General features: G+C 61.5%; 14 protein-coding genes. 13 read left to right on the top strand and 1 reads right to left on the bottom strand.

Going from position 1 to position 13610, the window contains the following annotated elements; translation table 11 throughout:
- Nucleotides 1-83 precede the first annotated feature (83 nt).
- A complete protein-coding gene (locus ACR0JN_RS03075) occupies nucleotides 84-1265 on the bottom strand; it encodes an NnrS family protein (RefSeq protein ID WP_480884139.1) in 1182 nt (393 codons plus the stop codon).
- A 223-nt stretch (nucleotides 1266-1488) separates the two neighbouring features.
- Between ACR0JN_RS03075 and ACR0JN_RS03070 the strand changes: the two genes are divergently transcribed.
- The 13 genes from ACR0JN_RS03070 to ACR0JN_RS03010 all read left to right on the top strand — a co-directional run bounded on the left by ACR0JN_RS03070 (nucleotide 1489) and on the right by ACR0JN_RS03010 (nucleotide 13604).
- Nucleotides 1489-3165: a cytochrome D1 domain-containing protein gene (locus tag ACR0JN_RS03070; protein ID WP_480884137.1), complete on the top strand. Its 1677-nt coding sequence runs from the start codon at nucleotides 1489-1491 to the stop codon at nucleotides 3163-3165.
- Between the two features lie 125 nt (nucleotides 3166-3290).
- Entirely contained in the window at nucleotides 3291-5075 is a 1785-nt protein-coding gene (locus ACR0JN_RS03065; protein WP_480884135.1) for a NapC/NirT family cytochrome c, read from the top strand.
- Between the two features lie 50 nt (nucleotides 5076-5125).
- Nucleotides 5126-5533 carry a cupredoxin domain-containing protein gene (locus tag ACR0JN_RS03060; protein WP_480884133.1) on the top strand — a complete coding sequence of 136 codons (408 nt, stop codon included), beginning with the start codon at nucleotides 5126-5128 and terminating at the stop codon, nucleotides 5531-5533.
- A gap of 188 nt (nucleotides 5534-5721) precedes the next feature.
- Nucleotides 5722-6483: a uroporphyrinogen-III C-methyltransferase gene (gene cobA / locus ACR0JN_RS03055; protein ID WP_480884131.1), complete on the top strand. Its 762-nt coding sequence runs from the start codon at nucleotides 5722-5724 to the stop codon at nucleotides 6481-6483.
- Nucleotides 6476-6901, top strand: coding sequence for a c-type cytochrome (locus ACR0JN_RS03050; protein ID WP_480884130.1), 426 nt, complete (start codon nucleotides 6476-6478; stop codon nucleotides 6899-6901). The genes cobA and ACR0JN_RS03050 overlap by 8 nt, the downstream gene beginning before the upstream one ends.
- Nucleotides 6898-8043, top strand: a complete 1146-nt coding sequence (locus tag ACR0JN_RS03045) for a cytochrome D1 domain-containing protein (protein WP_480884128.1) — start codon at nucleotides 6898-6900, stop codon at nucleotides 8041-8043. The genes ACR0JN_RS03050 and ACR0JN_RS03045 overlap by 4 nt, the downstream gene beginning before the upstream one ends.
- A gap of 1 nt (nucleotide 8044) precedes the next feature.
- Entirely contained in the window at nucleotides 8045-9034 is a 990-nt protein-coding gene (gene ahbB / locus ACR0JN_RS03040; protein ID WP_480817425.1) for a siroheme decarboxylase subunit beta, read from the top strand.
- Entirely contained in the window at nucleotides 9031-9480 is a 450-nt protein-coding gene (locus tag ACR0JN_RS03035) for an Lrp/AsnC family transcriptional regulator (RefSeq protein ID WP_480817426.1), read from the top strand. Before ahbB (ACR0JN_RS03040) ends, ACR0JN_RS03035 begins: the two co-directional genes overlap by 4 nt.
- On the top strand, nucleotides 9477-9959 hold the full coding sequence (gene ahbB / locus ACR0JN_RS03030) for a siroheme decarboxylase subunit beta (protein WP_480884126.1): 483 nt from the start codon (nucleotides 9477-9479) through the stop codon (nucleotides 9957-9959). The genes ACR0JN_RS03035 and ahbB (ACR0JN_RS03030) overlap by 4 nt, the downstream gene beginning before the upstream one ends.
- 3 nt (nucleotides 9960-9962) lie before the next feature.
- Complete coding sequence (gene nirJ / locus ACR0JN_RS03025) at nucleotides 9963-11177, top strand: heme d1 biosynthesis radical SAM protein NirJ (protein ID WP_480884124.1); 1215 nt, start codon at nucleotides 9963-9965, stop codon at nucleotides 11175-11177.
- The gene (locus ACR0JN_RS03020; RefSeq protein ID WP_480884123.1) at nucleotides 11152-12795 is read left to right on the top strand and encodes a cytochrome D1 domain-containing protein; all 1644 of its coding nucleotides are present in this window, start codon (nucleotides 11152-11154) and stop codon (nucleotides 12793-12795) included. The genes nirJ and ACR0JN_RS03020 overlap by 26 nt, the downstream gene beginning before the upstream one ends.
- On the top strand, nucleotides 12752-13015 hold the full coding sequence (locus tag ACR0JN_RS03015; RefSeq protein ID WP_480529918.1) for a hypothetical protein: 264 nt from the start codon (nucleotides 12752-12754) through the stop codon (nucleotides 13013-13015). The genes ACR0JN_RS03020 and ACR0JN_RS03015 overlap by 44 nt, the downstream gene beginning before the upstream one ends.
- Before the next feature lie 124 nt (nucleotides 13016-13139).
- Nucleotides 13140-13604 carry a DUF2946 family protein gene (locus ACR0JN_RS03010; RefSeq protein ID WP_480884121.1) on the top strand — a complete coding sequence of 155 codons (465 nt, stop codon included), beginning with the start codon at nucleotides 13140-13142 and terminating at the stop codon, nucleotides 13602-13604.
- Nucleotides 13605-13610: the final 6 nt, after the last annotated feature.

Raw genomic sequence — 13610 nt, 5'->3', positions numbered from 1 at the left:
CAGATTAGCTAGTATCTCAACAATGGCGGTTGGGTCGTCGGGGTGCCTTAACGAAAGTCAAGACTTTCAGTCGGAATTGAAAATCATCCGTCCGGAGCAGCCCGAGGCCCCGTCAGCGCGGGCCACATCGCGATCAGGTACAGCGCAAAAGCCCCGACCCACAGACCGTCCGACAGCAGCATCGCCATCAGATAGCCGGTGTTCAGATCGGTGCCGACCCAGCGCGACAGGGCCGCGGCGGCCATCAGCCCATAGGCAACAACCATCGGCCCCGGTGCCACCAGCGGACGACCGCTATGACCCAAAGCCGCGCGGCTCATGACCGCCAGCGTCATGCCGCCCACGCAGCCGATGCCGAGGATATGGACGGCGGCGACCTCATTGCCGATGCCCAGACCTGCGAGCCCCCACAGGATCAGCCCCAGCGCCAGCATGGCCAGCCCTAAATGCAGCGCCAGCAGGATCGGCTGCTGAACCGCCCAGCGCGCGCGCCACCGCGCCATGCGAAAGATCTGCACCCCGCCCAGAATCAGCGCCACCACGCCAGAGACCGGTCCCACGCCCAACGCCAGAACGCTGAGCGGCAACACAAGCGCCAGCGCCATCCCCACCTTGTCCAGAGCGGCGACCGAGACAGGCCAGTTGGCCTCGGGCACGTTTGCGCGTTTCATGGCGTTTCGGGTGAAAGCCGGTGTGATCCGACCGCCCAGAATCGCGATCATGGAACACAGCGTCAGCAGCCCCGCGCGCAGCCCGGTTTGTAGCGTGTCCTCCGTGACGCCCATCCATTCCAGATGGGTCAGCAAATCAGCCAGCCAGATGAAGGTCAGCAACAGCAGAAAGATCATGTTCTGCGGTTTCGGACGCCGGACCAACTGCGTTGTGATCTTGGCGGCCAGAATCGGCACAAAGGCCAGATCGACCGCAGCCACCAGAACAGGCGACAACATCCCCGAAAACCACATCGCCATCCGCCCGGCCAGCCACAGCCCTGCAGCGAGGGTAATGAATCGCGCGCGCGCGTCGGGCGCGCCGGTCCAGTTGGGCACTGCGGTCAGAAAGAACCCACCCAGCGCGGCGGTGGCATAGCCAAAAATCATCTCATGCGCGTGCCACATGGGCGGTGTCATACCGTAATCCGGTGCCATGTAGGGCACGGTCAGCCACAGCCCCCAGACCAGCCCGACGAACAGGCCGTAAAGTCCGGCGGACAGAAAGAAAACGCGAAACCCCTCCCCGAAAATACGGGTGATGATTGCGGGCATGACTGCTCTCCTGCTCGGTTTTGGAAACTCTAACAGGCCTCCCGCGCGCACGGCTTAACCAAAGTCAAAACGACCCGAAAATATGACCTCAAGACTCAGATTTCAGGGCGGCTTTTTCGTGAAAATCGGCGCGCGATTGGCTCACCTGTTGACTTTCGTCAAGGATCGCGCCGCACCGATGTCTCACCCTTGGACCTGCCTCACCAGCAAATGGAGAGTGATCATGTCACTTGGAATCAGCTACAACAAAACTGGCCGCGCCTTTGGGGTCGGTTTGGCGATGTTGCTGGGCAGCGTCGCCGCGCCAGCCTTTGCAGACGAGCCAACCCTGAGCAAGGAAGCCTTTGAATCCTCGAAACAACTTTACTTTGAACGCTGCGCCGGTTGCCATGGTGTGCTGCGCAAAGGGGCAACGGGTAAAAGCCTTGAGCCTTTGGTCGAAACAAAGAACGCCGATGGAACCGTGACCGAATCCGGTACCCTGAAACTGGGTCAGGAACGTCTGGAAAAAATCATCGCGTGGGGTACCGAAGGCGGTATGAACAACTTCTCGGACGTTATGACCGAGGACGAAATCCGCGATATGGCGACCTACATCCAGATGGAGCCGCCCAAGCCGCCGGAAATGTCGCTTGAGCAGATGATGGCGACCCGCAAGGTCTATGTCGAACCCGAAGACTATCCATCCGAGCCGCTGCATGGCCGCAACTGGGAAAACTTCTTTGTGGTCATCGAACGTGACGTGGGCAAGGTAGCGGTGATCGACGGTGACACCAAAGAAGTGCTGGCGCATATCCCGACCGGCTATGCGGTGCACGTTCTGAAAGCCTCCGAGCACCACAAACTGGAAGAGCCGGAAAACCCGGGCCGCTTCTGGTACACCATGGGCCGCGACGGCAAGATGACCAAGATCGACCTGTGGCAAAACCCCGAGAACATGCTCGTGGCCGAGGTTACCATTGGTTATGACGCCCGCGACGTAGCGGTATCGGGTGACGGTAAATACGTCATCGGTGGTGCCTACTGGCCGCCGCATTTCGCGATCGTCGATGCCGAAACCATGGAGCCGAAAAAGGTCGTCTCGACCCGAGGCTACAACGTGGACGGGGACTATGTCGAAGAAAGCCGCGTGGCCGCCATCTACACCACCCCGAACGAGCCCACATGGATCGTAGCGGTGAAGGAACTCGGCCAGCTCTGGCAGGTCGATTACACCGACCTGGACAACCTGCGGATCGACAAGATCGACAGCGCCAAGTTCCTGCATGACGGCTTCTTTGATCCGTCGGGTCGCTTCTTCCAGATCGCCGCAAACGCGTCAAACAAAATGGTTGTGGTCGATACCGAGACCCACAAGCTGGAAGCCATGATCGACACAGCACCGCTGCCGCACCCCGGCCCGGGCGCCAACTGGGATGACCCGAATTGCGGTCCTGTTGCCGGTACAACCCACCTGGGTGAAGGCACGGTCACCGTTTGGGGCAACGATCCCGAAGGTCACCCGGATCAGGCCTGGAAAACCTGCTACGAGGTGGAAACCGACGGTCCTGGTCTGTTCATCCGGACGCACCCGACTTCGGACTACATCTGGGCCGACCAGACCAAGCACCCCGAGCCCGAAATTCAGCAATCGGTGCAGGTCATCGACAAGGCAACCGGTGAGATCGTGAAAACGATCCAGATCACCGAAGAGGAAGGCAACGTCGCCGTCCACTTCGAGTTCAACCAGGACGGGTCCGAGGTTTGGGTTTCCAAGTGGAACCGCTCGACCTCGAAAGAGCCCAACGGTGAGATCGTGATCTTCGACGCCAAGACGCTGGAAGAGATCGGTCGCGTTAAGGGTCTGTTTGCCCCGACCGGCAAGTTCAACGTCTACAACCGTTCGAACCACGTCACCTGACGGATCGGACACCGAGAACCGGAAAGGGCGGGCCCCTCGCCCGCCCTTTCCCTGTTTGACCTATCAGCCAAACACGCCTGCCCGACAAACCGGGCCAGTCAAGACAGCCAAAACGGAGCCCGGATATGACCTCGGAACCGGAAAAGAAAAAACCGATCTGGCGCCGGTATTTCCTGTGGGGAATGCCCGTGGCCGGCATCGCCGCGGCCTTTGCTGCCGGCATCATCTTCTGGGGCGGGTTCAACACCGCCATGGAAGCGACCAACACCAAGGAATTCTGCGTCTCGTGCCACGAGATGCGCGATTTCGTCTACGAAGAATACACCGGCACGATCCATGACGTGAACCGCTCGGGCGTGGGCGCGGTCTGCTCCGACTGCCACGTTCCCAAGGACTGGACGCACAAGATCATCCGCAAGATCAAGGCCAGCAAAGAGCTGTATGGCAAGATGGTCGGCACCATAAACACACGTGAGAAGTTCGAAGCCAAGCGCGTGCATCTGGCGATGAACGAGTGGGAGCGGATGAAAGCCACCGACTCGCGCGAATGCCGCAACTGCCACGATTTTGAATCTATGATGCCCGAGTTCCAGAAGCCCCGCGCCCGTCAACAGCACCTGAACGCGATGTCCGTGGGTCAGACCTGCATCGACTGCCACAAGGGGATTGCACACTCGGATGCCCGCGATCGGGCGGATGAGGATTATCTGGAAGAACTCGAAGCCCCGAACCCCGCCTTCATCCGCGAGATCCCGGCTGAATATCTGGCCAGCCTTGAGCGGATCGAAGCCAAGGAAGCTGCCGACGCCGAGGCTGACAAAGCCGCCCGCGCAGCGCAGCAAGAGGCCGTGCAGGCGCAGATCGCAGCCGCAGTTGACGCCGCCTTGGCCGAGGAGCGCGCCCAGGCCGCAGGCGATGAAGCGGCAGCATCTGCCGGTGGTGGCAGCGATGTGGGCACCAATATCGACTGGTCTGGCGTGGTCAGCACCGACATGAAACTGTTCTACCCCGGCCAGGCCTCGTTCGAATGGGTGCAGAACGGACGGTCCCATGGCGGCGCACGTCCGCTGACCAAAGGCGGCGATCAGTGCACGACCTGTCACGCCAAGGAACTGGATGCGATCGGCAACAAGATCGTTGCAGGGGGTGAGCTGGAACCAACGCCGATCCCCGGCAAGCGCGGCGTAATCGACGCGACGGTTCAGGCGGCCCATGATGACGAGACCCTGTATATCCGTCTGCAATGGCCGGATGCGGGCCACAGCCCTGCGCCCTTCGTCGATGGCGGCAAGATGGACCCCGACAACCAGATCAAGGTTGCGATGATGATCACCGGCACCGGTATCGAGATGGGTGATCAGGTGGGTTGTTGGGCCTCGTGCCATGCGGACAACACCTATATGCCCTTTGATCCGGGTGCCGACGCGATTGCCGCCAATGGTGATTTCACCAGCCGCATGGCTGCGCAGGACACCGTGACCAAGTATCTCAGCGAAAGCCGCACCGAGGTCGAGGTTCGGGGCCGTCGCGGCAAGGCGCTGGGGGGTTGGGACAAGCTGCAGGCGGCTGAACAGATCGAGCAGTATCTGGCCGACGGCACCTATCTGGACCTGATGCGCGTCTATGCCGATGGCAGCGCCACCAACGGCTATCTGCTGGAACAGCGCGTGGTCAATGACGGCGAGATTGCAGCCTCGGCCAGCCTGGACGGCGGCATCTGGACGGTGGTCTTCACCCGCCCGCTAAACTCGGGCGCAGCCGGTGACGTGCCGCTGGAACCCGGGCAGACCTATACGGTCGGCTTTGCCATCCACGATGACTTTGCCGCCGCGCGGTTCCACCACGTGACGCTGGATACCAGCCTGGCGCTGGATGACGACAGCGCCTTCATCAACGTGGTCAAACAGTAACGGATCGGGGCCGGATTTCCCGGCCCCCTCCCACCCCAAAGGAGAGGTCGATGAAACCCCAAAACCTTCTTCCTGCCCTGCTGCTGATGGCATCCCCCGCGCTGGCGGCGGAAGACGACATCGCCGCCACCTGCGCCGAGGCCGAAGAGCGCTATGTCGAACTGTTCGGCCAGCCCTCATCGGCGGTCGAAGATGCCGAGGTGGTGCTGATGTACAAATACCTCTTTTGCCCGGTCGAGCTGACGGTCAAAGCAGGCACCACGGTACGCTGGGTGAACGTGGACAAACGCACCAGCCACTCGGTCCTGTTGAAGGACGCCAGCGAACCCGAAAGCGACCGGCTGTTTCCCGAGGAATCGGTTGATCTGACTTTCCTGACCCCGGGGCCGCAGGAGTACCTGTGCGGACCGCATTGGGAGACGCAGAACATGATCGGAATGATTACCGTCGACCCCTGAGCCGAGGCACATACAGGCAAGATCACAGGAGCGCGGGCGCAAAACCCGCGCTCCTTAACTTTAGTCAAGGAGGTTTGTTTTCGATTCCGCCAACCTGCCCTCATGACACGCCCGGCTTTCCCAGCAACGTCACCAGATCGCGCAGGGCTGCGGGGCGCAGAGAACATTCAGACCAAGCGAGTTCACACATGAGCGGTAAGGTTTTTCTGATTGGCGCAGGCCCCGGCGACCCCGAATTGATGACCCTGCGCGCCCTGCGGATGCTGCAAGAGGCGGATGTGGTGGTTTATGACCGTCTGGTCTCGGCCGATATTCTGAACCTGCACGCGGATGGCGCGCGGCTGATCCCGGTGGGCAAGGCGCCCAAATGCCATACGGTGCCGCAGGATCGCATCAATGACATTCTCGTCGAACAGGCCCGTGCCGGCCATACGGTTGCGCGGCTGAAAGGCGGCGATCCGATGATCTTTGGCCGCGGCTCGGAAGAGGCCGCGTATCTGATGGCAAACGGCATCCCGGTCGAATACGCGCCGGGGATTACGGCGGCGCAGGGGGCCTCGTGTTCCACCGGTGTGCCGCTGACCCATCGCGGGCTGGCGACCTCGGTGCAATATGTCACCGGGCACCGGCAGGCCGACAAAGTGCTGGATCTGGATTGGAAGCGTCTTGCCGACCCTGAATCCACGCTGGTCGTCTATATGGGCGTCGCCAATATCGGCCAGATCGCAATGGGGCTGATGACCGAGAACCTGCCCGGCTCGACCCCAATTCTGGCCGTTGGCAAAGCCACCACCCCCGAGGAACGCCGTATGGTGTCCCGGCTGGACCGGCTGGCGGCGGATGTGCGCGCCGCCGATCTGAAAGCGCCCACGCTGTTCATCATCGGCAAGGTGGTTTCGCTATACGCGGAACAGCCCGTGGCAGAGGTATTGGAGCAGGCTCATGGCTAAGCTTGGCTCTAAGAAATTAGGGTCGCGCCCGACCCTGGGTGGGCGAGAAGCGCCCTCCCGGGGGGAGGGTCGGGGGCGGCCCGGCGTTGCCGCCGGGCGATCTGGATGGACCGCGCGCGCTGTCCTGACAACCGCCGTACTTGTGGCCACAACAGCCTTTGCCGCCGACACGCTTGACCCCAACGCCCTGAAACGCCTTGTCCATCAGGATTGCGGCTCGTGCCATGGGCTGTCGCTGAAGGGCGGGCTTGGTCCCGATCTGCGGTCTGAAACCCTTGAACACTATGACGCCGAGGTTCTGACCGGCGTGATCCTCGATGGCATCCCCGATACTCCGATGCCCCCATGGCGGCCCCTGATCAGCGAAGAAGAGGCCGAATGGATCGCCCGTTACCTACTGGCACAGGAGGCACAATGAAACAGCTTATCCTCACACTCGCAGCCACGCTGCTGATGACCACCTCGCAGGCGGAACCGACCGCGACCGGCGACCTGGGCCTTGTGATCGAACGCGCCAAGGGCTCGGTCCTGCTGGTCGATCAATCCGACCGCGCCACGCTGGCACGGATCGAGGGGCTGGGCGATCTGTCCCATGCCTCGCTGGTCTATTCGCCCGATGAACGCTTTGCTTATGTCTTCGGCCGTGATGGTGGGTTGACCAAGGTTGATATCGTCACTCGTCAGATCGTGAACCGCGTGGTGCAGGCGGGCAATGCCATCGGCGGGGCAATCTCGGATGACGGCAAGCTGGTCGCCGTGTCGAACTATGAACCCGGCGGTGTGCGGGTCTTTGATGCGGACACGCTGGACATGGTCGCCGACATTCCCACCGACAGCAAAACCATCGGGCTGGTCGATGCGCCCGGTCGCCGGTTCGTGTTCACCATGTGGGACACGGGCGAGACATGGATTGCCGATTTCTCGAACGGCACCCCCGCGATCACCAAGATCACCGACATGGGCAAGAACCCCTATGACGCGCTGATCACCGCCAATGGCCGGACCTATATCACCGGCCTGTTTGGCGAGGACGGCCTGACCGCGCTGGACCTGTGGGCCAAGACGCCCGAACCCATCCGCGTGCTGCCAAACTATGGGCGCGGGCAAGAGGAAATGCCCGTCTACAAAATGCCCCATCTGGAAGGCTGGGCGTTGACGGGTCGCGAGTTCGTGCTGCCCGCCGTTGGTCATCACGAGGTTCTGTGGATCGACGCCGACACCCTCACTGAAACTGGGCGCACACAGACCCATGGCCAGCCGGTCTTTGCCATGGCCCGTCCTGATGGACGGCAGGTCTGGGTGAATTTCGCCCATCCGCTGAACGATACGATTCAGGTCATTGATTCAGTGACCAAAGAAATCATCCACGAATTCAAACCGGGCCCCGCCGTGCTGCATATGGAGTTCACGCCGCGCGGGCATGAGGTTTGGATCAGCGTGCGCGATGCCAACAAGGTCATGGTCTACGACACGCAAAGCTTCGAGAAACTGCGCGAGATCGAGGCCGACAGCCCCTCGGGCATTTTCTTTACCGCTCGAGCGCACAGAACGGGGCTTTGAAATGCAGCACATCACCGACCCGCTCGATTGCCGTCTGCTGGACGAGTTCCAGCGCGATTTCCCCATAACCGCGCGTCCGTTTCAGGTTCTGGCCGACGCGCTTGGTCTGGACGAGGCCGAAGTGCTCGACCGACTGGCGCGGATGCGCAAGACCGGGCGCATCACCCGGGTGGGTGCGACCATTGCCCCCGGTGCGGTATCGGCCAGCACCCTTGCCGCTGTTGCCGCCCCTGACGCGCGGCTGGAAGAGGTCGCCGCCCTGATCGACGCGGAACCCGGTGTGAACCACAATTACCAGCGCGAGGATGACTGGAACCTTTGGTTCGTGGCCACCGGCCCGGACCGCGCGCATGTGAACGAAACGCTTGCTCGGATCAGCCGCCGCACCGGACTGCGCGTGCTGGACCTGCGGCTGGTCCGCCCGTTCAACGTTGATCTGGGGTTCCGGATGTCGGGCGAGACCCGCAATGTTCCCGGCCCCCGCAAGGTGGATTGTTCAGCGATGCAGGACGGCGACCGGCCCCTGTTGCAGGCGCTGAGTTCCGGGCTGTCGCTGGTCGCAGAACCCTATGCAGCACTGGCCCGGTCGCTGAGCCGCAGCACGGTCGATGTGATGGAGCGGATCGAGGCCCTGCATGGGGCCGGGATCATCTCACGCCTCGGCGTCATCGTGCGCCATCGTGCGCTGGGATGGTCCGCCAATGCGATGGTGGTCTGGGATATGCCTGCCGATCAGGTCGGCACCGCAGGTCCGGCGCTGGCTGCCCATCCCGGTGTGACGCTGTGTTATGAGCGCAACCCGGTCGAAGGCGTCTGGCCGTATCGCCTTTATTCCATGATCCACGCCCGCTCGCGCCCCGAAGCGCTTGAGGTTCTGGCCAATGCCACCGCCCTGCCGGAACTGGCTGGTGCGCGGCACAAGGTTCTATTCTCGACCCGTTGCTTCAAGCAAACCGGCGCGCTGATTCAGGCGAAAGAGGTGGCGGCATGACGCTCGACGATACAGACCGCGCCATCCTGAACCGGATGCAGGACGACTTGCCTTTGACCTCGCACCCCTACGCGGTGATCGCCGAGGAATTGGGGATCGCGGAATCCGACCTTCTGGGCCGTCTGACCCGCATGAAAGAGGCCCGCGTCATCACCCGTTTCGGCCCCTTCTTCGACGCCGCCGCAATGGGCGGGGCCTTCTGTCTGTGCGCGATGGTTGTACCGTCTGAGGATTTCGAAACCGTCCTGACCAAAGTCAATGCGCATCCGGAGGTCGCCCATAATTATGAGCGCACGCACCGGCTGAATATGTGGTTCGTTCTGGCGACCGAAACGCCCGAAGGGATCGCAACCGCAGCCGAGGCTATCGAACGGGAAACCGGGACCCGGGTCCTGCAATTCCCCAAACTTCAGGAATTTTTCATCGGCTTCCGGGTGGCAGCATGATCGACGCAAAAGACAGAGAGATTATCGAGGCGCTGCAAACCGGCCTGCCGCTGGTGCCTGCCCCTTACGCGCAGGTGGCCGAGGGGCTGGGTCTGGATGAAGACACTCTGATGTTCCGCCTCGCCGACATGAAATCGCGCGGCGTCATCCGGCGCATTGCGGCGGCCCCAAACCACTACAAGCTGGGCATGACATCGAACGGCATGACCGTTTGGGATGTCGCAGACAACCGCGTGGCCGAGATGGGCACCCAGATCGGCCTTCTGCCCTTTGTCACCCATTGCTATGAACGCCCCCGCGCGCTGCCCGACTGGCCCTATAACCTGTTTGCCATGGTCCATGGCACCGACCGGGCTGAGGTCGAAGAAAAGCGCGCCGAAATCGCGGCCATTCTGGGCGAGGCCTGCCGGGCGAAAGATATCCTCTATTCCACGCGCATCCTGAAAAAGACCGGGCTGCGCCTGAAAACGAAAGGCTGAGATATGTTCCGCCTGACCGAATACATGCAACAGCTGGTCAAACCAACCCCGGTGCGTAAACGCCGCCCCGGCCCGGTGAAACCGGTGGTGATCTGGAACCTGACACGGCGCTGCAACCTGAAATGCCGCCATTGCTACACCGTCTCGGCGGATGTGACCTTCCCCGGTGAGCTCAGCCACGAGCAAGCCATGGTAACCCTTGAGGATCTGGGCCAATTTCGCGTCCCGGCCCTGATCCTCTCGGGTGGGGAGCCGTTGGACCGGTTCGATTTCTTCGACATCGCCAAACGCGCGCGGGATCTGGTGCCGATGCTTGCGCTGTCAACCAACGGCACCCGGATCTACGACGAGACCGCCGATATGATCGCCGATGTGGGGTTCAACTATGTCGGTATTTCTCTGGACGGGATCGGGGCCACAAATGACTGGTTCCGGGGCGTCGAAGGTGCCTTTGCCGACGCCCTGCGCGGCGTGCGCGAATGTAAAAAGCGCGGCATCAAGGTTGGCTTGCGCTTTTGCCTGACGGAGGGCACCCAGCATCATCTGTCCGATCTGTTGCAGCTGTGCGATGATGAGGGTGTCGACAAGTTCTACCTGTCGCATCTGGTTTATGCCGGGCGGGGTGACAAGAACCGGGGCGAGGATGCTGAACATCTGCGCACCCGCAAGGGCTTGGATCTGTTGCTGGAGCGCGCGTGGGAGGCTGCCACAGGTGGGCGTCCGCTGGATATCGTGACCGGGAATAACGACGCCGATGCGGGCTATTTCCTGAACTGGGTCCGGGCCCATTTCGACGAGGATAAAGCGGCGCATGTGCGTGCGCATCTGGCCGCATGGGGTGGAAACTCCAGCGGGTTGGGCGTGGCCAATATCGACAATCTGGGCCGGGTGCATCCCGATACCTATTGGTCGGATTACACGGTCGGGAATGTGAAAACGGCACGGTTTTCCGAGCTGTGGAGCAGCAATGACCCGATGCTGGCCATGCTGCGCACGCGTCCGCGCCCATTGAAGGGCCGATGTGGGGCCTGTCAGCTCAAGGACGTCTGCGGCGGCAACACTCGTATCCGAGCGCTGCAACTGACCGGCGATCCCTGGGCCGAGGACCCGGCCTGTTATCTGTCAAATCAAGAAATCGGTGTTGAGGATACGGGCGCGCGCCTGCAGGTCACGCCGTTTCGGGGGAAAAGCCATGATCCGGCGCATCAGTTCTTTTGACACCGTTAATCTTGCTGGCCCAGCCGATGCGCGGGTGGTGGGTGCAGGAGCCTCCGGCGGCCGTATTTGGAACAAGAAGAAGCAGGGGGTTGCTCTGTTTCTATCCAGCGTTGCGCTGGTGTTGGCGGGCGCGATGGCGCAAGCGGATGCGCCTTCGGATTATGCCGAGTTTTGCGCTTCGTGTCATGGCGAGAACCGGTTGGGCGGGGTTGGCCCTGCGCTGATCCCCGAGACGCTGAAACGGATGCGGGGGCCGCGTGTGGCGGCGGTGATTGCGGAGGGGCGCGCGGCGACGCAGATGCCCGCGTTTTCGCATGAGCTGGACGCGTTGCAGATTGAGGAGCTGGCGGGGTGGCTGAAATCTCCGCTGGAGACGGACCCCGAATGGGGTGAGGCCGATATCATGGCCAGCCGCGTTCTGGATGAGGAATATGTGCCGGTGGACGCGCCGGTTTGGGACAGTGATCCGATGAACATCACGCTGGCGGTTGAGACCGGCGATCACCATGTCAGTGTTCTGGATGGGGATACGTTCGAGGTTCTGGACCGGTTCGAGACACCCTTTGCCGTGCATGGCGGGCCGAAGTTCAGCCCCGATGGGCGCTATGTGTTCATCATGTCGCGCGATGGCTGGGTGCAGAAATATGACATCTGGGCGCTGCAACAGGTGGGCCGGGTGCGCGCCGGTTTGAACAGCCGCAACATCGCCATGTCGGGTGATGGCAAATGGGTGGCTGTTGCGAACTACCTGCCGAACTCGCTGACGTTGCTGTCGACCGAGGATCTGTCGGTTGTGAAAGTCATTGATATAAAAAGCAAAAATGGAGTCTCAAGCCGCGTATCAGCGGTCTATCAGGCCCCGCCGCGCGAAAGCTTTGTGCTGGCGCTGAAGGATGTACCGGAGATCTGGGAAGTGTTTTATGGCGCTAACCCTCCTCAATTCGGGCTGGGGCATGATTTCCGTATCGAGGGGCAGTTCAAAAACCCTGATCCGTTCCCGGTGCGCAAGATCACGACGCCGGATTATCTGGACGATTTCTTTTTCGACCAGAGTTACGAATACGTCATGGGCGCCTCGCGCGATGGCAATAGCGGGCAGGTGATCGATCTGGTGATCGGGCAGAAAGTGGCCGATCTGGACCTGCCGGGGATGCCGCATTTGGGCTCGGGGATCACGTGGAAACATGGCGACACCACCGTGATGGCGACGCCGCATCTGACCGATGGCACCGTGTCGGTGATCGACATGGAAAGCTGGGAAACGGTCAAGCGGATCAAGACCGAAGGGCCCGGTTTCTTCATGCGCAGCCATGAGAATTCGCCTTATGTCTGGGCCGATGTGTTCTTTGGCCCGAACAAGGATGCGATGCATGTGATCGACAAGCAAAGCCTTGAAATCGTGAGAACTTTGCGGCCTGCGCCGGGCAAGACCGTGGCCCATGTGGAGTTCACCAAGGATGGCAGTCACGCGCTGGTTTCGATCTGGGAAGATGACGGCGCGGTGATCGTCTATGACGCGCAGACGCTGGAAGAGGTCCGCCGCCTGCCGATGCGCAAACCGTCTGGGAAATACAATGTCTGGAACAAAATCACCTTCTCGGAAGGCACCAGCCACTGAGGGCAAATGGCCGGTCTGGAAACTGGCCGTTTTGCTCTATCCGGCCACGGCGCTGACCGTGGCCATCAACCTGTTTCTGGCGGGGCTGATCCTGCACAGCGCGGGGTTCAGCGCCATCGCGCCGGTGCCTGCAATCCTGTGGTCGATCCCTCTGGGCATACCCGCTGCGTGGCTGGCCGGACGGTGGGTACGTGGGTTGATGGATGAGGCAGATACTTGATTATAAATGCAAATTCAGGAATACGATTAATTTTTGATCGCCCTGAAAACAAATGACCTAAGTCAAGTATCCACCCGGACGAATCCCCTACCACAGAGGCATAGCTTCCCGAGTCGGAGACTCCATGCCTGCCCTGAACCCATTGCACAATCTCCCTGCCCGCGCGGTTCGCGCGGCGGTCGGGTTGGCGGGCATCGTCATTTTGTTGTTGCAGACCTTTGGGCCGGCGCTGGCGAGTCCCGGTGAAAGTGTCTGGGTGGAGATCTGCTCGGAAGGCGGCGCGGTCTGGGTCGAGGTTGACCTTGAGGAGGGTGCCGAAGACCCGACCGCGTATTGCCCCAAATGCGCCGATTGCGCGCTGTGCGCCGTGACCAGCGCAGCGCCGATGCCCGAGCTGGCACAGGTGGCGCATGCCGGAATCTTCCATTTTGTACATGGGGAAATCGGCACATCTTCCGTTTTGTACCAAACTCATCGGCTGTGGCCCGAGACCCGAGGGCCCCCGTGCGCGCCCGAAATCACAACCGAACGCGCCCTGCGCGCGTCCATGGCGTTCACCCAAATTCCCGGAGGTGCGCCGTGGTCGTAAGTCGCG

The organism is Ruegeria sp. G12 (genome assembly GCF_056533565.1).
The sequence above is the reverse complement of the archived record's forward strand: the minus strand, read 5'-3'. Positions and strand labels throughout refer to the sequence as shown.